Annotated in this window: 22 protein-coding genes; 20 read left to right on the forward strand and 2 right to left on the reverse strand. The window is 56.7% G+C overall.

The window, feature by feature from the left end; all coding sequences use genetic code 11:
* Positions 1-6 precede the first annotated feature (6 nt).
* The 11 genes from asnB (at position 7) to ACOYNV_RS07860 (ending at position 13442) form a co-directional block, all read left to right on the forward strand.
* Positions 7-1911, forward strand: coding sequence for an asparagine synthase (glutamine-hydrolyzing) (gene asnB, locus ACOYNV_RS07810; protein ID WP_422899196.1), 1905 nt, complete (start codon positions 7-9; stop codon positions 1909-1911).
* The gene (locus ACOYNV_RS07815) at positions 1908-3005 is read left to right on the forward strand and encodes a glycosyltransferase (RefSeq protein ID WP_422899197.1); all 1098 of its coding nucleotides are present in this window, start codon (positions 1908-1910) and stop codon (positions 3003-3005) included. The genes asnB and ACOYNV_RS07815 overlap by 4 nt, the downstream gene beginning before the upstream one ends.
* Positions 3002-3811: a polysaccharide deacetylase family protein gene (locus tag ACOYNV_RS07820; protein WP_422899198.1), complete on the forward strand. Its 810-nt coding sequence runs from the start codon at positions 3002-3004 to the stop codon at positions 3809-3811. Before ACOYNV_RS07815 ends, ACOYNV_RS07820 begins: the two co-directional genes overlap by 4 nt.
* The gene (locus ACOYNV_RS07825; protein WP_422899199.1) at positions 3808-4908 is read left to right on the forward strand and encodes a glycosyltransferase family 4 protein; all 1101 of its coding nucleotides are present in this window, start codon (positions 3808-3810) and stop codon (positions 4906-4908) included. The genes ACOYNV_RS07820 and ACOYNV_RS07825 overlap by 4 nt, the downstream gene beginning before the upstream one ends.
* A gap of 1 nt (position 4909) precedes the next feature.
* Entirely contained in the window at positions 4910-6181 is a 1272-nt protein-coding gene (locus ACOYNV_RS07830; RefSeq protein ID WP_422899200.1) for a glycosyltransferase family 4 protein, read from the forward strand.
* On the forward strand, positions 6172-7917 hold the full coding sequence (locus ACOYNV_RS07835; RefSeq protein ID WP_422899201.1) for a carbamoyltransferase: 1746 nt from the start codon (positions 6172-6174) through the stop codon (positions 7915-7917). The genes ACOYNV_RS07830 and ACOYNV_RS07835 overlap by 10 nt, the downstream gene beginning before the upstream one ends.
* A complete protein-coding gene (locus tag ACOYNV_RS07840) occupies positions 7914-8642 on the forward strand; it encodes a methyltransferase domain-containing protein (RefSeq protein WP_422899202.1) in 729 nt (242 codons plus the stop codon). The genes ACOYNV_RS07835 and ACOYNV_RS07840 overlap by 4 nt, the downstream gene beginning before the upstream one ends.
* 9 nt (positions 8643-8651) lie before the next feature.
* Positions 8652-9830: a glycosyltransferase family 4 protein gene (locus ACOYNV_RS07845; protein WP_422899203.1), complete on the forward strand. Its 1179-nt coding sequence runs from the start codon at positions 8652-8654 to the stop codon at positions 9828-9830.
* Positions 9827-11152, forward strand: coding sequence for a glycosyltransferase family 4 protein (locus ACOYNV_RS07850; RefSeq protein WP_422899204.1), 1326 nt, complete (start codon positions 9827-9829; stop codon positions 11150-11152). Before ACOYNV_RS07845 ends, ACOYNV_RS07850 begins: the two co-directional genes overlap by 4 nt.
* A 92-nt stretch (positions 11153-11244) precedes the next feature.
* The gene (locus tag ACOYNV_RS07855; protein ID WP_422899205.1) at positions 11245-12408 is read left to right on the forward strand and encodes an O-antigen ligase family protein; all 1164 of its coding nucleotides are present in this window, start codon (positions 11245-11247) and stop codon (positions 12406-12408) included.
* On the forward strand, positions 12405-13442 hold the full coding sequence (locus tag ACOYNV_RS07860; RefSeq protein ID WP_422899206.1) for a glycosyltransferase family 9 protein: 1038 nt from the start codon (positions 12405-12407) through the stop codon (positions 13440-13442). The genes ACOYNV_RS07855 and ACOYNV_RS07860 overlap by 4 nt, the downstream gene beginning before the upstream one ends.
* Before the next feature lie 348 nt (positions 13443-13790).
* Here the strand turns inward: ACOYNV_RS07860 and ACOYNV_RS07865 are convergent, their stop codons facing one another.
* Together ACOYNV_RS07865 and ACOYNV_RS07870 are read right to left on the reverse strand one after the other, a co-directional pair.
* The gene (locus ACOYNV_RS07865; protein WP_422899207.1) at positions 13791-14399 is read right to left on the reverse strand and encodes a Uma2 family endonuclease; all 609 of its coding nucleotides are present in this window, start codon (positions 14397-14399) and stop codon (positions 13791-13793) included.
* Positions 14399-14617 (reverse strand): hypothetical protein, encoded by a 219-nt coding sequence (locus ACOYNV_RS07870; RefSeq protein ID WP_422899208.1) that lies wholly within the window; start codon positions 14615-14617, stop codon positions 14399-14401. Before ACOYNV_RS07870 ends, ACOYNV_RS07865 begins: the two co-directional genes overlap by 1 nt.
* A gap of 265 nt (positions 14618-14882) precedes the next feature.
* Here ACOYNV_RS07870 and ACOYNV_RS07875 point away from each other — a divergent pair, with 265 nt between their 5' ends.
* From ACOYNV_RS07875 to ACOYNV_RS07915, 9 genes are all read left to right on the forward strand, one after another.
* The gene (locus tag ACOYNV_RS07875; protein WP_422899209.1) at positions 14883-15221 is read left to right on the forward strand and encodes an Rpn family recombination-promoting nuclease/putative transposase; all 339 of its coding nucleotides are present in this window, start codon (positions 14883-14885) and stop codon (positions 15219-15221) included.
* 37 nt (positions 15222-15258) lie between these two features.
* Positions 15259-15450 (forward strand): hypothetical protein, encoded by a 192-nt coding sequence (locus tag ACOYNV_RS07880; RefSeq protein ID WP_422899210.1) that lies wholly within the window; start codon positions 15259-15261, stop codon positions 15448-15450.
* 163 nt (positions 15451-15613) lie between these two features.
* Positions 15614-17020: a Fic family protein gene (locus ACOYNV_RS07885; RefSeq protein WP_422899211.1), complete on the forward strand. Its 1407-nt coding sequence runs from the start codon at positions 15614-15616 to the stop codon at positions 17018-17020.
* Positions 17021-17165: 145 nt separating this feature from the next.
* Positions 17166-18248, forward strand: a complete 1083-nt coding sequence (gene rfaQ / locus ACOYNV_RS07890) for a putative lipopolysaccharide heptosyltransferase III (RefSeq protein ID WP_422899212.1) — start codon at positions 17166-17168, stop codon at positions 18246-18248.
* Between the two features lie 178 nt (positions 18249-18426).
* Positions 18427-19599 carry a glycosyltransferase family 4 protein gene (locus ACOYNV_RS07895; RefSeq protein WP_422899213.1) on the forward strand — a complete coding sequence of 391 codons (1173 nt, stop codon included), beginning with the start codon at positions 18427-18429 and terminating at the stop codon, positions 19597-19599.
* 39 nt (positions 19600-19638) lie between these two features.
* Entirely contained in the window at positions 19639-20964 is a 1326-nt protein-coding gene (locus tag ACOYNV_RS07900) for a UDP-glucose dehydrogenase family protein (RefSeq protein WP_422899214.1), read from the forward strand.
* Positions 20961-21974, forward strand: coding sequence for an NAD-dependent epimerase (locus tag ACOYNV_RS07905; RefSeq protein WP_422899215.1), 1014 nt, complete (start codon positions 20961-20963; stop codon positions 21972-21974). Before ACOYNV_RS07900 ends, ACOYNV_RS07905 begins: the two co-directional genes overlap by 4 nt.
* A gap of 63 nt (positions 21975-22037) precedes the next feature.
* On the forward strand, positions 22038-22796 hold the full coding sequence (locus tag ACOYNV_RS07910; RefSeq protein WP_422899223.1) for a glycosyltransferase family 2 protein: 759 nt from the start codon (positions 22038-22040) through the stop codon (positions 22794-22796).
* Positions 22797-22974: 178 nt separating this feature from the next.
* The gene (locus ACOYNV_RS07915; protein WP_422899216.1) at positions 22975-23709 is read left to right on the forward strand and encodes a TVP38/TMEM64 family protein; all 735 of its coding nucleotides are present in this window, start codon (positions 22975-22977) and stop codon (positions 23707-23709) included.
* Positions 23710-23713 lie beyond the last annotated feature (4 nt).

Consider the following 23713-nt stretch of genomic DNA (forward strand, 5'->3'; position numbering starts at 1 on the left):
TTCAATATGTGCGGCATTCTCGGTTACCTACGTCGTCCTTCGGCATCTGCCAGGCGCGCTTTTCATCTCGAGACAGCCGTCTCCAGCCTTTCGCATCGCGGGCCCGACGATCACGGGATCCTGGAGGAAGAGGCTGTCGGACTGGGCTTTGTCCGCCTGTCCATTATCGACCTTTCGCCAGCCGGCCATCAGCCGATGTTCAGCCCGGACGGCCGCTACGTCATCGTCTTCAACGGCGAGATCTACAATTTCCCGGATCTGCGCACCGAACTTGAGGCTGCCGGCGAATCCTTTGTCGGGCATTCGGATACCGAGATTCTCCTGCGCCTCTTCATGCGCCGTGGCTTTGAGGCCTGCCTGGCAGCGCTGCGCGGCATGTTTGCCTTTGCCATCTGGGATCGCCATGAAAAACAACTGTGGCTGGCGCGTGACCGGCTGGGGGTCAAACCGCTTGTTTATGGCGAAACGCCGGACGGATTCGTCTTTGCCTCGGAAATCGGCAGCCTCTTCAACCTCGCACCGGACCTGCCCCGCACGCCAGACTATGCGGCAATCGATCAGTATCTGACTTACCAGTATGTCCCGGCGCCGCTGACCGGTTTTTCGGCGCTGCGCAAGCTGCCGCCGGCCCATGCCATGATCGTGCGCGACGGAAAAATCGAGCGTATCTTCCGCTACTGGGACATTGACCACTCGCGCCGCAGCGAGCTTTCTTTCAACGACGCCTGTGACTCGCTGCGCGAGAAGATTCTCGAAGCAACGCGCATCCGCATGGTCGCCGACGTCCCTCTGGGCGCCTTCCTCTCCGGCGGGGTCGATTCGAGCATCACTGTAGCGGCCATGGCGAGGCTGAGTTCACAACCAGTTAAAACCTACGCCATCGGTTTTGAGGATCGGAAATTCAACGAACTGCCTTACGCCCGTCAGGTTGCCGAATATCTGGGCACCGAACACCACGAGGAAATCTGCCGGCCCGATGCGGTTGAACTGCTGCCCGAACTGATCGGACATCTCGGCGAACCATTTGCCGACAACTCGATCCTGCCGACCTACTACGTCTCGCGTTTTGCCCGTCGCGATGTCACCGTGGCACTGACCGGCGATGGCGCTGATGAGGCTTTTGCCGGCTACCGGCGTCACTACCACATCCGTCGCGTCGAAGCTTTGCAACGCATGGGACTGGTGCCCATCTGGCGGGGCTTGCGCCGCGCTACCGTAGCTTTCGAAGGGCTGGTCCGCCCTGACCGTCGGCACGTTTTCCCCCACACCCAGGCTGACCAGATGCTATCTATGAAGGGTGCTGAGCGCTTCCGGCACCTGGTCGCCCACTACCCGGAAGAGGACAAGGCGCGCCTCGTGCGCGCCGCCTTCCGCGAACATGCGGGAAACACGACGCTGTCTCCACTACGTGAAGCCTGGGAGCGTGGCCAGGGCGCCTCGGACGCACTCAATCGCTGGCTCTATGTGGACGCCACCACCTACCTGCCAAACGACATCCTGGCCAAAGTGGATATCGCCAGCATGGCCGTGTCACTCGAGTGCCGTTCTCCCTTCCTTGACCATCAGGTTCTTGAGTTTGCCGCCAGCCTGCCGAGCACCTACAAGCTGAACGTGCGGGGGCGCAGCAAACACATTCTCAAGGAGGCATTCAAGGACTGGTTGCCACCGGGTTTCCTCGACCGCCCGAAAATGGGTTTCTCTGCGCCTATGCCGACTTGGCTAAGCGGAGATCTGGCACCCATGATGCGCGAAACCCTGCTCGGCAACCCGGTACTCGGCGAGTGGTTTGATCGTGCGGCCATCGAGCGTTTTCTCGACCAGCATGCATCCGGCGAACGATCAAACAGCAAACGTCTCTGGCCGCTACTCTGCCTCTCTATCTGGGCCGACCGGTTCAAGGTCAGTACATGAAACCACTGACCATTCTGCATACGGAGTGGTCTGATGGCTGGGGTGGCCAGGAACGGCGCATTCTCAGTGAAATGATCGGCATGCAGGCACGCGGCCACCGCATGCTGCTTGCCTGCCGGCCGCAGGCGATCCTCAGTGAAAAAGCGCGTGCGGCAGGCATCGAGGTGCACCATCTGCCCTTTGCCGGAAAATTCCATCCGGCGACGATTCGCGGACTACTTCAACTGATCGAGACCCGGCACGTCGACGTCGTCAACACGCATAGCGGCATCGACAGCTGGACGGGGGGCATCGCTGCGCGCCGGGCCGGTGTCCGGCTGGTGCGCACCCGTCACCTCAACCTGCCGCTCAAGCGCAACCTGCTCAATTTTGTGCACTACCTGCCGCATGCCGTGGTGACTTGCGGCATGGAAATGCAGCGCATCCTGATTGAACGGGGCTTCCCGCCGGCCAGCGTGCGCAGCATTCCGACGGGGATCGACTTCAATGCATTCCGGCCACAGCATGAGCGAACCGAGGTGCGTGCGACGCTTGGGCTGCAGCCCACGACGTTTGTCGTGCTGATGGTGGGCATCATTCGCGGCGTCAAAAGGCACGAGATTGCCTTGCGTGCCTTTGCCGCGTTGCGCCGTAACAACCCGGACTGCGCGCTCCTTCTCGCCGGAGAAGGCCCGATGCTGATCGACATGGAGCGTCTTGCCGCAGAATTGCAGCTCGGCGAAAGCATTCATTTTCTCGGACAACGCGACGACGTGCCGGACTTGCTGCAAGCCGCCGACTGCCTGCTTCTCACCTCACGCTCGGAAGGCGTGCCGCAGGCAGTGACGCAGGCGATGGGCTGTGGTCTGCCGGTCGTCGCAACGGCCGTCGGCGGCGTTCCCGAACTGATAAAGGATGGCGAAACCGGCCTGCTAGTACCTGCAGAATCGGTCGAGCTGACCACCAGGGCGCTTCAGGAACTGGTGGGCGATCCCGCACTTTCCAGAAGACTCGCCCTGGCTGGACAGCAGCACGCGACGACGCGTTACAGCATGGACGCCATGCTCGACGCTACCGAATCGCTGTACGGACAACTGCTGGAAGCTGCGGCGTGAACGCCCTGCCGGTACTCATGTACCACCACGTCACACTGAATCCGGGACTGGTCACGGTTGCGCCGGAAACTTTTCGGGCGCATATGTCGTGGCTGTCCAGAAATGGCTGGCAGAGCATTGGCGCCAGCGAAATCGAAGCTTTCTTCCAAGGCCATCCGCTACCGAAAAAGAGCGTCGCCATCACCTTCGACGACGGCTATCTGGACAATTTCGTTCATGCGCATCCGGTGCTTGAAGAATTCGGACTCAAGGCAATGTTATTTGTCGTAACCGGCTGGATCGGCAACGGCGCTGCGCGCAGTGGCGATGTCGACTGCCCCGACCATCGTGAATGCAAGAAGCGTATTGCCACCGGCGAAAGCGACAGCGTCATGCTGCGCTGGTCTGAAATCCAGTTGATGCATCAGGCCGGTACATTCGAATTTCACTCTCACACGCATACCCATACGCGCTGGGACAAGCAACTGCCCGATCGCGCCGAGCGTAATGCAGCCTTGGCCGAAGACCTTCGCCAGTCACGGGCCCGCCTGAACGAACGCCTGGATGAGTCCAGTCGTCACCTTTGCTGGCCGCAAGGCTATTACGACGCGGATTACGTCGAGATTGCGCAACAAGCCGGATTCGACCACCTCTATACGACCGCCAAACGTCCAAATCTGGCTGACGGCGATCCGCTGCACATTGGCCGCGTCGTCGTAAAAGAAGCGCCCGCAGCGTGGCTGGCAAAACGCCTGTTCATTTATCGTTCCGCCCTGCTCAGCAAGGTGTACCTAAAACTCAAGTGCGAGAAGACGTTCCGGTCATGAAGATCTGTTTTTACAACCTGACCGCCGGCTTCAAGACCGGCGGGCTGGAAACCTACTGCTGGGAAGCCGGACGTGCCCTGGCGCGTCAGGGGCATGAGGTACACATCATTGGCGGAGAAGGCGGCAAACCCAGGCACGACGAAGTCAAACTGATCAGCTTTCCTTACACACCCCGCAGCCGTTTTCCGAACCTTGGCACACGCTTCCGGAAATTCTGCGAACGGCTGTCATTCGCCCGCCACGCGGCGGCGGAGCTAAAAAATGGCAATTACGATGCGGTGATTGTTAATAAACCCTACGACTTCCCCGCCCTCTGGTGGCTGAAGCGGCAGGGGTTTTCCGGCGTCACCGCCCTGCGCAGCGGCGGCACGGAATTCTATGCCGGCGACCGTTTCTTCGCGCGGGCAGTTGACGTCTGGCTGTCAACCAGTGCCTACAACGCAGCACAGGTCGAAGGGCGTTACGGCCATCCGGTAGACATCGTGCACAACGGTGTCGACCCGGAGATTTTCAAACCGGGCACGATAGACTCGCGCATCCGTGAACAGTTCAGCATTCCGGTGGAAGCCTCCCTGATCGTCAGCACCGGCCGGCTAATCGGCTGGAAGGGGCTGCGTATCATCATCGAAACCCTGCCCGGCATCCCGAATACCCATTATCTAATCATTGGCGATGGCCCTGAGCGCGAGAAACTCGAACAGCTTTGCGCGCAACTAGTGGTCAGCGACCGGGTGCATTTTGCCGGTGAAGTGGCGCATCGCGATTTGCCCGATCATCTGCGAACCGGCAATGTCTTTGTACAACCCTCGATCGGTGAAGAGGCATTCGGCATCAGTGTCGTTGAAGCCATGGCCTGCGGACTTCCAGTACTGGCATCTGATCAGGGGGGATTACGTGAAATCGTAATCGGCGGCGAAACAGGAGAACTTTTACCAGGCGGTGACTTTCCCCGTTGGGCAAAAGTACTAAAAGACCTTCTTGCGAATTCAGAACGCTGCAAGACCCTGGGCGTAGCGGGGCGGCAGCGAGTACTGGAGAAATTCACATGGGATGGCAATGCCCGCCGGCTAGGTTCAGCCCTTACACAGACGCCCTGATTTGAAGATCCTCTACTTACACCCAAACTCATGGACCGGCGAATATGCCGTTCTGAAAAAAATCGCCGCGTTAGGGCATGAGGTCTGTGTGCTGGAGGAACAACGCCAGCTTCTGGTTGCAGGCAGAAAGGCGATTCGTTCCCATGTGTCTTTTTTTCGACAGAGCGACGACCGGATACACACCTTCTGGCACGATCCCGCCAGGGGTTTCGCCCGGCTAATTACCTGGCCAATCGACAAGTTCTTCAAGCGTTCATTCAACGGCAGGAATCTGGCCCATCGAATGTGGGTTACTTGGCTCGCAGTCCGCTACTTCAAGCCGGATGTAGTGGTCTGTAGCGACGGATTTTCGTATGCCATTCCGGCCGCGCTACTCAAACGCTTTGGTTTCCTGCACAAGCCACTGGTAGTTAGCTACATTGGCGGAGATATTCTGGATTGCCCTGAGGCCGATGTCGGAAAACGTCGCACGCCTCTCGTCACCTACCTCATTCGCCAGCCGATTCAACATGCCGATACGCTACGTGCCGTTTCGCCGCTAATACGTGAGGCGCTGTGCAAAGAACTGGCGGAAAAGTCAAAAATTCAAATATGCCCCAGCCATCTCGTCGCTGACCAGTCAACGCTAAGAGACATAATCAGACAGAAAGCTGAAAGGCGGGAAAGCATAAGAAATCGGTATGGAATTCCGGAAAGCGCAACAGTGATAATCACGCTGTCCGGCAATCAGAAAGGCAAAGGCCTGCAAACCCTTGCTGAATGCTGGGATGAAGTAAAGAGAAGCATTGGCGATTGCTACTGGCTCCTGTGCGGCCCTCAGGATCCATGGCTGGAGCGTTGTGTTCTGCCAAAAATCAGACAATCAGTAAATTCAGGCGCAATCATTCTGAGTGGCAAACTGAATGAAGCAGAGGTCTTCGACCATCTTGTGTCAGCTGATCTCCACGTCAACCCCAGCCTATGCGAAAGCCTGAACATGGTAACCGTAGAGGCAGCCTCAGTTGGAACGTCCACGGTAACCTCGGACGGCGCCGGAGTTGCGGCATGGGTGAGTAAGTTTAATGCCGGTTGCGTAGTCCCGGCAGAAAAAGTCGACAGACTGGCGAATGCTATAATCTCCGGCTTAAAGGACAAAGATCAACTTGCTGCTTGGCAGAAAAACTGCGAACACTTGGCTGCAGAATTCGCCCTTGATCACATCGCCAAACGTTTGATCAATATTTTTAGCTCACCTGGCAAAAGTCAGGTCACGCTGGAGCCAGAATGTCACTAACCTTGGGATTACAAACCGGCCACGAGGCCTCCGCTGCGCTGTTCGATGGTACGCGCCTTGTTGCAGCGATCTCTGATGAAAGAATCACCCGCATCAAGAATGACGGGGGAAAGCTCTCCGCCGTTGCGATTGACGCGCTACTCCGCAACGCAGACATAAACCGCAAGGATATCAGCCGCCTTGCCTTGCTCTACACGTTTTTCCCGGAATCCTATTTTATTCGTGAAAGCTGGACAAAGGAGCTGGAACGTAGATACGTACGCGCACGCAGGGAAAAATCCGGCGAACCGTGCCCTCAGATGCTATTGACCAATTTCCTTCAGCGCCTCAAGCACAAAGGAAAAAAATTCACCGACCATTTCCGACAGGATCGCTTCGTCTCGCAGGAAGGTTTCAACAGCAGTGCGGCAACCAGTTTCTACGATCATCATGACTCTCACGCCCTCCCGGCCGCTTTCTATAGCGGATTTCAGGAATGTGCAGTCGTCACGATGGATGGTGTCGGAGACTGGGGCATTCACCATACGTCGGGCATTTGGCGAGATGGCAACTATGAGCGCACTCATGCCAGTGATGCTCTCGGCGCGTCTGCCGGGATGTTCTACAGCCACGTAACGAAACTGCTCGGTTTCGTCCCGATGCGACACGAAGGGAAAGTGGTCGGTTTGGCAGCGCTTGGCAAGCCGGTGCCTCTTTATGGCGCATTCTCTGAAGCGTTGAAATTGAGCAGCGACGGTTTCACGCTAACCTCGTCGTTTGTCGGCAAATCAAGCCCCGAGGAAGCACGACTAAGCTTTCTCAAGCAACAAATTGTCGGTCACTCCCGCGAAGACATATCCGCCGCAGTTCAGCAGGTGCTGGAAGACGTCGTGGTTGGATTGGTTGAAAAATTCCTGCAGAGCACCGGACTAAAGAAGATCGCTCTAAACGGCGGGGTTTTCGCGAACGTCAAACTCAACCAGCGTATCGCGGCACTGCCTGAAGTCGAAGCAATGTTTGTTTTTCCAGCAATGAGCGATACAGGCAACAGTGTCGGAGCCGTTCTGCTTGATCTGGTGGCCCAGAACCCCGATGCGCTAAAGGATAACGCGCCAATGGAGCACGTTTATCTTGGTCCGGAGTATTCTGATGCAGAAATTGCTGAAGCGCTGAAAACGGCCGGAATCCACGCCCGAAAACTTGACGAATCAGAGCTGGTATCCTCTGCCGCAAGCGCGATTCACGCCGGGCGTGTTGTCGGGTGGTTTCAAGGTCGCATGGAATTTGGCCCGCGTGCGCTGGGCAATCGATCGATGCTGGCCGCGCCGACAGAAACAGAGATCAACGACTGGCTCAATCAACGGCTGGACCGTTCAGAGTTCATGCCATTTGCCCCTAGCGTTCTCGCTGAATTCGCCGACGATATTTTCATCGATGTCGACAAAGCAAGGCATGCCGCAGAATTCATGACAATCACATTCAACGTCAATGACCAATGGAAAGCCAGGATTCCGGCGGTCGTGCACGTAGATGGTACGGCACGACCGCAACTCGTGCGCTCCGATCGCAATCCGCTCTATCACAAGCTTATCTCGGAATATCATCGCCTGTCAGGCATTCCCCTGGTTCTCAACACAAGCTTCAACGTGCACGAGGAGCCCATCGTCTGCGCACCGCAGGAAGCGATTCGTGCTTTCTCGGAAAAAAGAGTCGACTGCCTGGGAATCGGCTCTTTCTGGCTGGAACATCAAGCATGACGGATACAAGTATCCGGGCATTGGCAGACGAAGCCCTTTACCCCGCAGTCCTCAAGATGTGGGGGACGCCCCCCAAAGGTCGCATTCTCGACGTTCCGGCAGGACACGGGGCGTTTGCCCAAGCCTTGCTGCAGCGAGGTTACGACGACATCGACTGCCTCGATATTAACGCAAGCGCATTTCAACTCCACCAGGCAGTCCGATTTCACGAATATAACGCGAACAACCCCCTGCCTTTTCCATCAAACTCGTTTGATCATGTGTTTTCCTTGGAAGGCATAGAGCACTTCCCGTCGCCATGGACGTTTATTCTGGAACTCTGCAGAGTTCTGAAGCCGGGTGGGAAGCTGTATATCAGCACCCCGAATACTTTCTCAGTGGATGCTCGCCTGAAGTACCTGTTTTCAGGGTATTTTCCACGCTTTCGCCCCCTGATGCAGAACCCTTCTTCAGTAATGAATCAGGATGTCGATGATGCTCACATCTGCCCTATCTATTTCTGGCAACTCTACTATTTTCTGCTTCAAGGCAACATCATCATAGACAGGATCGAATCAAACACACTTCTGAAGGCCGAACGGACTTTCAAACGCTGGACGGAGAATTTGATCGCCTCACTCATCAAACGCAACATAAGGCGCCGCAACTTTCCCGACAACGGCGTGACATCGGACGCCGTACTGTTTGGCGATTGCATCATCATCGAGGGTACCAAGCGAATCTAGCGACACGTCGTGAGAATACTGTACCCATTTCCAGAACCCTTTCCGTTACCCAAAGCACGGGGGATTCAGGTCGCAAACACCGTCGACGCTCTTGCCCGGGAGGATATGCACGTCGACTTTGCATATGTGCCAACCAGCGATAAAGAAGATCCTTTTGCTCACTACGGCCTGAGCAAACAAAAAAAAATAACAGTGCACCCCTTTTCCCGTAACCTGCCACGCCCATTGAACTGCTTACCCATTCGCTCGGGTTCGTTATTCCGGTGGCGATTGAACAAATGGATAGAGAGGGTATCCGCGACAAACGAACGCCCGCATGTAGTTCTGGTACGGCATCTGAAGCTCGCTTATGCGCTTCTGAAAACACACCCAGGCTACCCTATCGTCTACGAAGCACACGAAATCTTTTCGGATGGGGCATCCTCGTCAAAAGCAAAGCGACTGGCGCGCATGGAAAAGGAAGTGCTGGAAAAATCTGCAGAGATTATCGTCATCACAGGTGCACTGGGCCGTCTTCTGCAGAAACGCTATGGAATCACCCGCCCAATGACGGTGATTCCCAGCGCAACATCGCGCCCTCAGGCTCTCTCAAACAAGGATTGGGCAAACGCCCGCCAACATATCGTGTACAGCGGCAGCCTGTACGGCTGGAAAGGGACGCAAGATCTTGTCGCCGCAGCACAATGGCTTCCCGGTTACAAAATTACGCTGATCGGTGGCGAGCCGCACAGTATTCAAGCGCTACGCGAAAAGGTACCGCACGGGGGCGCCGAAATCGAATTTTGTGGCCATGTCTCGCACGCCGAAGTACAGCGCCGGCTAGCCGAAGCATGCATCGCGGTACTTCCGAATCGTGCCGGTTCTGTCAGCGCTTTTACGTCACCGCTCAAACTCTTCGAGTACATGGCTGCCGGCTGCGCGATCGTCACAACCGACCTGCCGGTTTTTCGTGAAGTGCTGGCTGAAGAAGATGCCCGTTGGGCGCCCCCGGAACAACCGAAGGCACTGGCTGATGCAATCCGGGCCTGCGTGGAGTCACCCGGCCTGGCGGAAAAACTAGGGAAGCGCATGCACCAGATTGCTGCACAATACACATGGCAAGCCCGCGGCACGCGCCTTCGGGAGGTTCTGGAAAGAGCTGTCGCGAGCCACAGACCGTGCTCATCATTACAAACTGACCCAAGATGAACCCCACACTTCCGCCACTCTGGCCAGCCAGCGCCACACGCCAGCCTATCCATACCCTGCTCTGGGTCGCGCTCGCTGGCTATCTGTGGATTTTGCCCGTAGGCGGAACAATAGCGTTACGCAATCTGTTCTTTGCGGTGATGCTGCTCTGCTTTGTCGTTCTGCAGCGCGACCGATGGCGCCACATCGACTTTCTGCTGTGGCGACAATGGGCTGTCTACGCCGCGGTCATCGCCCTCGCGCTCGGTTACGCCATTGACATCACATACTCGCTTAAAGAAGATCCTTTTGCTCACTACGGCCTGAGCAAACAAAAAAAAATAACAGTGCACCCCTTTTCCCGTAACCTGCCACGCCCATTGAACTGCTTACCCATTCGCTCGGGTTCGTTATTCCGGTGGCGATTGAACAAATGGATAGAGAGGGTATCCGCGACAAACGAACGCCCGCATGTAGTTCTGGTACGGCATCTGAAGCTCGCTTATGCGCTTCTGAAAACACACCCAGGCTACCCTATCGTCTACGAAGCACACGAAATCTTTTCGGATGGGGCATCCTCGTCAAAAGCAAAGCGACTGGCGCGCATGGAAAAGGAAGTGCTGGAAAAATCTGCAGAGATTATCGTCATCACAGGTGCACTGGGCCGTCTTCTGCAGAAACGCTATGGAATCACCCGCCCAATGACGGTGATTCCCAGCGCAACATCGCGCCCTCAGGCTCTCTCAAACAAGGATTGGGCAAACGCCCGCCAACATATCGTGTACAGCGGCAGCCTGTACGGCTGGAAAGGGACGCAAGATCTTGTCGCCGCAGCACAATGGCTTCCCGGTTACAAAATTACGCTGATCGGTGGCGAGCCGCACAGTATTCAAGCGCTACGCGAAAAGGTACCGCACGGGGGCGCCGAAATCGAATTTTGTGGCCATGTCTCGCACGCCGAAGTACAGCGCCGGCTAGCCGAAGCATGCATCGCGGTACTTCCGAATCGTGCCGGTTCTGTCAGCGCTTTTACGTCACCGCTCAAACTCTTCGAGTACATGGCTGCCGGCTGCGCGATCGTCACAACCGACCTGCCGGTTTTTCGTGAAGTGCTGGCTGAAGAAGATGCCCGTTGGGCGCCCCCGGAACAACCGAAGGCACTGGCTGATGCAATCCGGGCCTGCGTGGAGTCACCCGGCCTGGCGGAAAAACTAGGGAAGCGCATGCACCAGATTGCTGCACAATACACATGGCAAGCCCGCGGCACGCGCCTTCGGGAGGTTCTGGAAAGAGCTGTCGCGAGCCACAGACCGTGCTCATCATTACAAACTGACCCAAGATGAACCCCACACTTCCGCCACTCTGGCCAGCCAGCGCCACACGCCAGCCTATCCATACCCTGCTCTGGGTCGCGCTCGCTGGCTATCTGTGGATTTTGCCCGTAGGCGGAACAATAGCGTTACGCAATCTGTTCTTTGCGGTGATGCTGCTCTGCTTTGTCGTTCTGCAGCGCGACCGATGGCGCCACATCGACTTTCTGCTGTGGCGACAATGGGCTGTCTACGCCGCGGTCATCGCCCTCGCGCTCGGTTACGCCATTGACATCACATACTCGCTCGGTGAAATGAGGGCCGAGTTTCTCTACCCATTGTTACTGTTCTGGCTGGGGCTCAACCTCGTCAGAAACGAATCAGACTATTTTCGCTTTATTGCCATCCTGGCTATCGGCAACCTGTTTCTCGTGACTTATAGCTTGGCGATCACTGCACTTGGCTTAACAACCAAGGATGGCTTGGTCGGAACGATCAACACCGGAGTTGGAACCTACAGCACCTATCTGGTCACGGTGATACCGCTCATTGCCCTGTTTTCCCGGCACTGCTTGACAAGCCGACAGAGACAACTTTCGCTAGTCCTAAGCCTACTTGCTCTGGCCGGACTCACCTCGCTTTATTTCACTCAGAACCGTCAAGGAGTGCTGGTACTCATCGTTGAAATTGGCGTTGTGGTTGCGCTGATGAGGGTTTCCGGAAAAACTTCTTTATCAAAATCATGGCCTCTGGCAGTTGCTCTATTACTCGCTACAGTAGCGTTTCTTATGGTGTCCGCGCAGAGAGCTCCAGCGCCAGAAATAAGCGCAATAGTTGGCATGGATTCGGTCGGACAGTCTGTAAAAACTGACGTGCGCTGGCGTTTGTGGCAGTTTTCACTGGAAGAAATTGGCAAATCCCCGATGACCGGTGGCGGCTTTGGTCAGCGTGTGTTCAAACTGAGATTCCCGGATTTCGAGCCAAACTCAATGCTGTGGCACGCCCACAATATGGTACTGAACAAGGGCGTCCAGATGGGCATCCCCGGTATGCTGGCCTTCCTTGTTCTGTTTTTTTCCGTCCCTTGGGCATTGCGAGAGGGACTGAACAGCAATCCGGCCAGCCGTCAAATCGCTGCCGTTGGTATTGCCATAGCGCTCGGAGTTTTTCTCAAGAACATGACAGACGACTTCTTTACCCGCGACTGCGGCTATCTCTACTGGATTATCATCGGCGCAACGCTTGGCTGCATCCGTGGAACAACGACGAACAATAAGGAATCCGCGTGAAGAAATTTCTGGTCATCCGTCGCGATAACATTGGCGACTTGGTGTGCACGACCCCGTTGATCCATGCACTAAGGAAACATTTTCCGGATGCACGCATCGACGCCCTCGTCAACAGTTACAACCAGCCGGTACTGGCCGGCAACCCTGATCTTGATAACGTCTATGCTTACACCAAGGCAAAACATCGCGAGGGGCATGAAACTGTGCTTGGTGTCCACTTGCGGCGCGTCCAGTTGATGCTCGCCTTACGACGGCTTCGCTATGACTATGTAATTCTGGCGAATTGCGGCTTTCACATGCGCCCACTGAATCTGGCACGCTGGGTCGGCCCACAGAACTTCATCGGCTTCGTTCCACAGGGCAAAAAAGTTCCGGCCATCAATACACCGGTCCCGATCGACAACATAGCGCGCCACGAAGTTGAAAATGTTTTTCGCCTGCTCGCACCACTCGGCATCACAGAACCGCCGCCCGCCCTGCAGGTACATGCTACACCAGCGGAAAAGAAGTCGGCTCTGCAGGCCCTTGGCATAAACCAGGACGATCTTGTCAAGCAAACACTTGTTGCCATCCACATTAGCGCTCGGAAGGTGCTTCAACGCTGGCCGGCAGAACGTTTCACAGCACTGATGCGCCTACTCCACCAGAAATGGAACTGTCGTTTCATTCTGCTCTGGTCGCCGGGCGATGAAAAAAACCCCCTGCATCCCGGGGACGACGGCAAAGCGGCAAGCATCATTGCTGCCACCAAAGATCTGCCCGTTTTGGCCTATCCGACAACAGATCTCGGTGCGCTCATTGGTGCCCTCTCAATCTGCCAGGCCATGGTTTGCTCCGATGGCGGCGCCATGCATGTGGGCGCTGGCTTGGGCTTACCGATACTTTGCTTTTTCGGGAATTCGGACGCGAGCAAGTGGTACCCCTGGGGTGTACCGAATGAAACGTTACAAAAACCCAGTCACAACGTAATCGATATTTCGGTCGAAGAAGCTGCCGAAGCCTGTGACCGATTGAAACTGCGTGCAGGTTTTTAAAGCAGTAACAATGGGTGCCATTTGAAACAATAGGGGACGGACTCCTATTGTTTCATGTTTGTCATCTCTAGAATAATAGGGGTCAGACCCAATGGCCTGCGAAAGTGTGTTTATAAATTTTTGGCCTTGGTTTTTCGAATCGTCTACACGCTAGTTACAGCAAGGGTTGCAGCGGTTTTCATTTTGCGAAATTCGGCTGATTTCTGCAAACGAATTTGTTTTTGCAAATGGCGAATACTGCGTATGACATACAGGAATCCGCCGAAACTCACCGATAGTAAAGAGTGTGCGTCGGACAATAATTTCCACCGAATCAGAGCGATTCGGCGGAGCGTAAGAAGAATTTTTTTATGGTTTAAAATTGCTTGATTCGATATTTTCAAGAATGTTTTCGAACATTACATCTTCGTACAGGTCGCATAATTGAAGGGTTACCCCAATGGCTGGCATTTCAATTTTAGAATCAATTCCAATGATATGAAATTCGTCCCATTTTCTATTATCATCACAGCACTGGAAAATAACATAAGGAGCATCTTGGTCTATTAATAAAATGTATTCCACCGAAGCAATCGTTTTGTATTCTTTCGCTTTCTTAAGAAAATCAAAAGTTCTGGTGCTGTTAGATAGCACTTCGACAACCAGAACAGGAGTATTCGAAACCAAATCCTTACCTTTCCCGTCCGCTCTGCCGCAATCAACGCTTACGTCAGGGTATCGAATATTTCCGGCTGGAATTTTTACAGCAAAATCAGACTCATAGGGCTTGCAGGGCTTGCCTTTAAGTTGCGATTTGAGAGATACATAAGTATTTCCCGCAATCTCATTATGAGTTCTGTTGGCTCCACCCATCATCATAGGTTGACCGTCAACTAACTCAAAGCGTTGCTCCTGATTTTGAACCCATCCAAGAAATTCGTCCGGATACATTGTATTTATTGCCAATTTCTGAGCCATTATGCGAATCTCCTTGTTTTTTCATCAATTAATAATTTTTCTATTAATTCTGTTTCGGTTATTGCGCTCGATTTAATTAATACCAACAAAGCCTTGTTAGCCTCGGGAGACAATCGAAAAGTTTTCCGAGCACCACCAGCAGCGGTTAGTGCAGCAGTGGAGGCGGCTACACGTTGGCTGGCGGTAGTTCCTTCTGGATGTATTCTTGGACGTGCCATGAAATCGAAATCCTTACATTGCAAGTTCATGTATCGTAGACGCACACAAAAAAATGTCAAGGAAGTCCCTTTCGGCGAATAATCAAATTAAATAATAGGGGGCAGACTCCTATTGGTTTTTGTTGTCATCTCCGTGCGAATTGCGCTCCCTTCTCAGGCACTACAATCGCCGCCATGGTTCACCTTCACGACACCGGCTATAAATACCTCTTCTCTCATGCCGATCTGGTGCGTGAACTGTTGGGGGTTTTTTTCCCCGCCGGGCGTGGCGGAACTCCTGGACTACGCCACGCTGCGCCCGGAGACCGGCACCTTCATCACCCCGGCAATGAAGAAGCGCGAAGACGACATCGTCTGGTCGATCGAACTCAAAGGCCAACGCATCTATCTTTACCTGCTGCTGGAGTTTCAGTCGTCGATCGACCGGGGCATGCCGGTGCGGATGATGCAATATGTGGCCGCACTCTACGACCATCTGGTGCGCACCAAGGCGATCGACCTGGCCGACGGCCTGTCGCCGGCGCTACCGATCGTGATCTACAACGGCGATGCGCGCTGGAAGCACAGCCTGGAAGAATTAGTATTTCGGCCCGGGCGACAATGACCTGAAGGACTCGGGGCACATGCTCCCGGTGGATGCCATGTTTGTCACGAACAGTGCACGAAAAATTGGACTGGAAGTCGTTGAAATCACGTCCAACAGGCTGGCGGGAAAAAGCCTGTCAAAAGAGCTGATGCGCAAGAAACTACAGGTCAAGCTGCCGGACTATATGCGCAATGCCGCCATGTTCTACGGTGAAGTGGCGATCTACATCCTGCGCAAACCAGCCTAAGCCCTAGCAGCCAGCGATGGCCGGGCGTGACAACTTTCGATTGCGCGACACATTCAAGTTGAAGCGTGACAAATTGTGCGACATAATATTCTCACTCTATTGTCGCGCCTGACGGGGTGCGTGAAAAAAACGTCAAATTGCTCGCACCGAAGGGAGATGTGCCATGACTCGCCACACGTTGACTGAAGACATCAGCATCATTGAAAGCATCATTGCAGAGTTCCCGCAAGGCATCGGGATATCTGCACTGGAAAACGCACTCGCACAACGATCAAGCACAACGCTCAATCGACGAACGCTACAGCGACGTCTGGGGCGTTTGATCCAAGACCAGCGCATTGTGGCTGAGGGTGCAAGTATTGCATTGGTCTACAAGCCCGTCCCCAAAAATAGCCCGACCCAAGCATCTGCCAGTGCAGGCACGTCTGAAGCTGAACTCTATGTACCCGTTTCACCCGAAGGAGCGATCATCCGTGACCGCGTCAGGCGGCCATTGATGCACCGCCGTCCGGTGGGCTATCAGCGTGAATTCCTGCAGGCTTACGAGCCAGGGATTTCCTTTTATCTATCTGAATCTGTCCGTGCCCAGTTGCTCGAACTGGGACGCACGGCTATCGGCGAGCGACCCGCAGGAACTTATGCCCGAGAAGTTCTCAATCGCCTGCTGGTGGATTTGTCGTGGGCTTCATCGCGGCTGGAGGGCAACACCTACAGCCGGCTGGATACCCTGAACCTGATTGAGTTTGGTCAGGTCGCACAAGGCAAGGATGCCCAAGAGACACAAATGATTCTGAACCACAAGGCGGCCATCGAGATGCTGATCGAGGACGTCGACCAGGTGGCATTTGATGCATTCACCTTCCAGAACCTGCATGCCCTGCTCGCGCAAAATTTGATGCGTCAAGAAGAAGCCTGTGGCCGCTTGCGGCGGCGTCCGGTAGAAATCTCGGGGACGGTTTTTCTGCCGATGGCCATGCCTCAGATCATTGAGGATTGCTTTCACATGCTGCTGCAAAAGGCGCAAGCGATTACCGACCCCTTTGAGCAAGCTTTTTTCCTGATGGTGCAGTTGCCCTACCTGCAGCCGTTCGAAGATGTAAATAAGCGGGTTTCCCGTATCGGCGCAAACATTCCGTTAATCAAACATAACCTGTGCCCCCTGTCCTTCATCGATGTTCCTGAGGCGGCCTATATTGAAGGCACCTTGGGCGTGTACGAACTCAACCAGATGGAGTTGTTGCGCGATGTGTTCGTCTGGGCATACGAGCGCTCATGCCAGCGCTACCTGGCCATCACCCAAACCATGGTCGAACCTGATCCGCTGAAAATCCGCTACCGTGAGGCATTGATCGAGGCGGTGCAGGCAGTGATCAAAGGTCTCTTGCCGCCCACTTGGGAAATCATTTCAGGTTTGTCCCGTGATTCAGCGCCAGAGACAGACAGAGAGGCTTTTTCCCAGATGCTTTCAGACGCACTCAGGCAACTGCATGAAGGTAGTGTGGCGCGTTACAAGCTGCGCCGCTCCGAGTTGTTGGCCTGGCAAGTGATAAGGAACACCAGTCCGGAATGAACGCATCGCCGGCAGATGTTCATAGCTTTCGATAATTTCCGAGTCGTGTCATTGGAATTTTTCAATCCCCGCCAGGCACAAGGGTTGCAGGAGGCCTCCCTGAAGAGTGACAACGATCTTCCCCGCGAACAGGTAAAATGCCGGGATGCTCAAGGACTCCATTCCTCTCGACACCATACATCGCGTATTGGTCATCAAGCTTCGGCATCATGGCGACGTTTTGCTTAGTTCCCCCGTCTTTTCGGCACTCAAGGCGCACGCCCCGCAGGTCGGGATTGACGCGCTGGTTTATGCCGATACGGCGGAAATGCTGACACAGCATCCGGCCATCGACAACGTCCATGTAATCGACCGGCACTGGAAGAAACGCGGGCTGCTGGCGCATGTCATGGCCGAGTGGGCGCTACTCCAATCCTTGCGTAGCCGTCGCTACGACTTGATCATTCACCTCACCGATCATCCGCGCGGGGCGTGGATTTCGCGGCTGTGCGGCGCACGCTGGGCAGTCGTGCGCAAGGTTGCCGGACGCGGAGCGTGGTGGCGCAACGCCTTTACTCATTTCGTTTCAAGCCCGCGCAACGCGCTTCGCCACACGGTCGAAGTCAATCTTGATGCACTGCGGCGTATCGGTGTGTACCCGACCCAGGATGAGCGCCGCCTTTGCCTGATCGCCGGCAGCGACGCCGAAGCGCGGCTGGCTTTGCTTTTGCAGCAACAGAATATTGCTTCTACGCCATTCATTCACATCCACCCGGCTTCGCGCTGGCACTTCAAATGCTGGCCCGTCGAAAAAATGGCTGCGCTGATTGACCAACTGCAGGGCGAGGGGCATCGGGTCATTCTCAGTGCCGCGCCAGACGCTTCTGAAATGGCAATGATCGATGCCATTCAGGCGCAACTGAGACAGCCGGCGCTGAGCCTCGCCGGACAACTGTCGCTGAAAGAGTTGGCCGCGCTGAGTGCACGGGCGCGCCTGTTCATCGGTGTCGACTCGGCACCGATGCACATTGCCGCAGCGATGGGAACACCTACGGTTGCACTATTCGGCCCCTCGGGCGACAAGGAATGGGGGCCATGGGCCGTTGCCCACCGTGTGCTAGCCAGCGATGTTCACCCCTGCCGGCCTTGCGGCATCGATGGCTGTGGCGGCGGCAAGGTCAGTGACTGTCTGAGTTCTTTGCCGGTTGATCGCGTCTACCGTGCCGCACAGGAACTGCTGGCGCAATGATCCTTAAAACCTCAGTTGGATGTAATGCCAATGTCGCAAGCCCTCATCCCCGGCCCTTCTCCCGCGGGGAGAAGGGTGCAAACCCCCTCTCCCCGCGGGAGAGGGTTGGGGTGAGGGCTAAACACCCGTCAAACCTGGCTTTGCGGTCAATTAGTCGCGGTCAACTGAGGTTTTTAGGATGATCGAAGGCCAAGAAAACCTGAAATCGGGGATCAGGATCGCCGTCGTTCGCCAGCGCTACAACCCCTATGGTGGCGCCGAACGATTTGTCGAACGCGCACTCGCCGCCCTGGTGCGTGAAGGTGCGGAGGTCACGCTGATTACGCGCAGTTGGGAAGGCGCGCCGCAGGAAGGCTTCCGGCAGAAAATCTGCAACCCGGGCTACTCCAGGTTTACGGGGGGGCGTACGGCACGCGACCGGAGTTTCACCGCTTGCGCCCAGCGCGAAATGGCTGAGGGCGGCTACGACATCGTTCAGTCGCATGAGCGTATTCCGGGTTGCATGATATTCCGCGCCGGCGATGGCGTGCATGCGGCCTGGCTCGATCATCGCGCACGCGGGCAATCTGCCGCCGCACGACTGCTCGCCAGATACTCGCCCTTTCACCGCTATATCCTGAAACAGGAAGCGGCGATGCTCGCCAGCCCGGCACTGAAGGCGGTCATCTGCAACTCGGCTCTGGTGCGCGAGGAAATGCAGCGCTACTACGGCGTTACGGAAAACAAGCTGGTAGTCATCGAGAACGGCGTCGATCTGAAAAGCTATCATCCGCGCCTGGCCGCAGAATGGCGGGAACGCCAGCGATCCGCACTCGGCCTTGAGGCGGACATCCCGGTCTTCCTCTATGTCGGCAGCGGCTTCGAGCGCAAGGGCGTGCCGCAATTACTGGCGGCCTTGGCCATGATGAAGTCCCGACAGGCGCAGTTGGTGATCGTCGGGAGCGACCGGCGCCAAGCCGTTTTTGAACGACAGGCCAGGCGGCTTGGCCTGGAAAATCGAGTGCACTTCGTCGGTCCGCAGCAGGACGTGCGGCCTTATTACGGCATGGCCGATTCTTTTGTTCTGCCCACCCGTTACGACCCGATGCCGAACGCTGCTCTGGAAGCCATGGCCTGCGGCCTGCCGATCATCACCTCGACGACTTGCGGCATCGCCACGCGCGTCACGGCGGGGGAGAATGGCTTTGTCTGCGACGCGCTGGATACCGTGCAGCTCGCGCTCCATATGGACCGGCTGGCAACGCCCGGAACCGCGCACGCCATGCGCGAGGCGGCGCGTGCCGCGGTCCTCGATCTCGACCTGGAAACCATGGCCGGCAAGCTCATCGGCCTTTATCACAGCCTGCTTTAACGATATTCTCAAACACGAAATAAAACCTGGAAAGACACTATGAAAATCACAGTTATTGGAACCGGTTACGTCGGCCTGGTCAGCGGCGCCTGCCTGGCCGAAGTCGGCAACGACGTGCTCTGCGTGGATGTCGATGCGCGCAAGATCGACATCCTCAAATCCGGCGGCATTCCCATTTACGAACCGGGCCTGGTCGAGATGGTCAAGCGCAACGTGGCGGCCGGGCGGCTGAACTTCACCACCGATGTCGAAGCCTCGGTGCACTTCGGCGAGATCCAGTTCATCGCCGTCGGCACGCCGCCCGACGAAGACGGTTCAGCCGACATGCAATACGTGGTTGCCGCTGCGCGCAACATCGGCCGCTACATGAAGTCCTTCAAACTGGTGGTGGACAAATCGACGGTTCCGGTCGGCACCGCAGACCGCGTCAAGGTGGCGATGCAGGAAGAGCTGCAGGCGCGCGGCCTCAGCATCGAATTCTGTGTCGCCTCGAATCCCGAATTCCTCAAGGAAGGGGCCGCTGTTGACGACTTCATGAAGCCCGATCGCATCGTCATCGGCACCGACAGCGAAAAGGCCACGCAACTTCTGCGCAGTCTGTACACCCCATTCCAGCGCAACCGCGATCGCCTCGTGGTCATGGATGTACGTTCCGCCGAACTGACCAAGTACGCGGCCAACGCCATGCTGGCGACGCGCATTTCCTTCATGAACGAACTGTCCACCCTCGCCGAAAAGCTGGGTGCCGACATCGAACAGGTGCGCCACGGCATCGGTGCCGACCCGCGCATCGGCTATCACTTCCTGTACCCCGGCTGCGGCTACGGCGGCTCGTGCTTTCCCAAGGACGTACAGGCCTTGCGCCGAACGGCCCAGGAAAACAATGTTCCATTGCGCGTACTCGACGCCGTTGAACTGGCCAACGAAGCGCAAAAAAGCGTACTGGTCAACAAGATCCAGGCGCGCTTTGGCGACAATCTGAAGAATATGCGCTTTGCGCTCTGGGGTCTGGCCTTCAAGCCAAACACCGACGACATGCGCGAAGCCCCGAGCCTGACCATGATCGAGGCCCTCTGGCGCATGGGCGCCACCATCTCGGCCTACGACCCGGCGGCGATGGACGAAACGCGCCGCATCTATGGCCAGCGCGACGATCTGACGCTGGCGGAAAGCCCGATGCAGGCGCTGGAAGGCGCCGACGCCCTGCTCATCGTCACCGAATGGAAGGCCTTCCGCAGCCCCGACTTCGAGACCATGAAATCCCTGCTCAAGAACCCGGTGATCTTTGACGGGCGCAATCTTTACGAACCACAGACCCTGCGCGCGCAGGGCTTCGAATACTTCCCCATCGGTCGCCGGCCATGAAAATCCTGCTTACCGGCGCGGCCGGTTTCATCGGCCTGCACGTTTGCCGCCGGCTTCTCGAGCGCGGGGACGAGGTCGTCGGCATCGACAACCTCAACGACTACTACGACCCGAGGCTCAAGCAGGCACGCCTCGAATGCCTGAAGCCATACGCCAACTTCCGCTTTGTGCGGATCGATATCGCCGATTCCACGGCCTTGGCCAGCCTGTTCGCCGCCGAGAAATTCAACCGGGTCATCCACCTGGCCGCACAGGCCGGCGTGCGTTACTCGCTGACCAACCCGCAGGCCTACATCCAGAGCAATCTGGTCGGCTTTGGCAACGTGCTCGAAGGCTGCCGGCACTACGGCGTCGAACACCTTGTTTACGCCAGCAGTTCGAGCGTCTACGGCGCCAACACGCGGATGCCGTTCTCGGTGCATGACGAAGTCAACCACCCGGTCAGCCTCTACGCCGCCACCAAGAAGTCGAACGAACTGATGGCGCACAGTTACAGCCATCTGTTCGGTCTGCCAACCACCGGCCTGCGCTACTTCACGGTCTACGGCCCCTGGGGGCGTCCGGACATGTCGCTGTGGCTATTCACCAGTGCCATTCTTGAAGGCCGCCCGATCGACGTCTTCAACCACGGCAAAATGAAGCGCGATTTCACCTACGTTGACGACATTGCCGAGGGCACGATCCGGGCCATGGATCGCGTCGCCGCGCCCAACCCGGATTTTGACAGCGACCAGCCCGACCCCGGCAGCAGCCGGGCACCCTATCGCGTGTACAACATCGGCAACCACCAGCCGGTCGAATTGATGACCTTCATCGAAGCCATCGAAAAGGCATTTGGGCAGGAGGCGAAGAAGAATTTCCTGCCGATGCAGGCCGGCGACGTACCGGCCACCTATGCCGACGTCGATGACTTGCGCCGTGACGTCGGCTTCGAGCCAAAAACGCCGCTCGCCGAAGGCATTGCGCGCTGGGCGGAATGGTTCCGCGAATACACCCGGAATGCAGCGTAATTACCTGATCTTGCGGTACAATCGCCGCGCTTTAACCTTCGGAAAAAGCCTTTCCAAACCTTGATGATGACAAACCAGATCGCCAGCACCCCGGAACAACAGGAGAGAGTGCGCCTTTCCGTGGTCGTACCGGCCTATAACGAAGAAGAAAACATCGTCCCCCTGGCCGAGGAGATCATCGCTGCGCTCGCCGGACTTCCCGGCGGATTCGAGCTGATTCTGGTCGACGATGCGAGCACGGATTCGACGGCGCGCACCATCGAGCAATTCAGGCATCCAAACGTGCGCAGTGTGTTTCATCGCATCAATTGCGGGCAAAGCGCCGCCGTCGGCAGTGGCTTCCAGGCCGCGCGGGGCGAATGGGTCGCCACGCTCGACGGCGACGGGCAAAACGACCCGGCCGATCTGCCAGCGATGCTCGAACAGGCACTGAAAAACAAGGTTGACTGCGTTACCGGCGTGCGCCGGAAGCGGCAGGACACTTTCATTCGCCGCTTCTCGTCCAGGGTCGCCAACGGCTTCCGCAACTGGATCACCGGCGATCAGGTCAGCGATAGCGGCTGCGGCATCCGCGTCGTGCAGCGCGCGGCACTGCGTGAAATTCCCGTTTTCAACGGCATGCACCGCTTCCTGCCGACACTGCTGCGCGGTCAGGGTTTCAGCGTTGCCGAAAGAACCGTCAATCACCGCGAACGGCTGCGCGGAACCTCGAAGTACGGCGTACACAACCGCCTCTGGCGCGGCATCAGGGACTGCTTCGGCATCCGCTGGTATCTCAAGCGTGCCGTACGTTCCGACCGTCTGCTCAAAGCCGGGAAATGAACCTGAAATCCGCAGCTGGTCATGCTGCCAATACCGCAAGCCCTCATCCCCGGCCCTTCTCCCGCAGGGAGAAGGGTGCAAACCCCCTCGCCCCGCGGGAGAGGGTTGGGGTGAGGGCTAAACACGCATCAAATCTGGTTTTTCGACCAATGAATCGCGGTCAACTACGGGTTATCGGATGAAAGGAAAAGCCATCGGGCAGGACATTCCGGACCGGCAAGAAAATGCGCCGGAGGATGAACAGGCTCCCGATCTGGAACAGGTGGCCCAGAACACTTCGCGCAAGTTGCTGACCCTGCTGGCGATCGGCGCCATCCTGCTGCTGGTGATTCATACCACGCCCTTCGGCGAGCAGGTGCGCAACTGGGATTCGCTGGCCGAACTGTTCAAGGCCGGCGGTTTTCAGGCCACGGTTTATTTTGTCCTGATCAGCTCATTCCTGATCATGGTCGGCACCCCCCGCCTGCTTTTTTTCGCCCTTGGCGGCTTCGCCTTCGGCTTCTGGGAGGGACTGCTCTGGTCCTTGTGCAGCAGCCTGATCGGTTCTTTTCTTACCTTCCGTGCCGCCCGCTGGGGAGGCCAGGCATGGCTCAGCGAACGTTTCGGCCAGCGCCGTTTTTTCGGACGCATCGTCCACGCCAAACCAACCATTGCCTCGGTCGCCCTGATGCGCATGCTGCCGGTCAGCAACGTCATCATCAACGTCGGGCTGGCGCTCAGCCATGTCGGTGATCGTGCCTTCCTCCTCGGCTCGCTCGTTGGCTTCCTGCCGCAGGGTGTGGTCGCCGTCATCATCGGCAGCGGCCTGGCGGCAGACGTTCCGTGGGCCGGGGCCGTACAGCTCGGTAGCGCTGGCGTCCTTCTGCTCGGCATCTTTTTCTGGACGTCCAGACACCGGCGCAAACAGACTTGACGAA

This window comes from Propionivibrio sp. (assembly GCF_049316945.1).
Classification (GTDB): Bacteria; Pseudomonadota; Gammaproteobacteria; order Burkholderiales; family Rhodocyclaceae; genus Propionivibrio.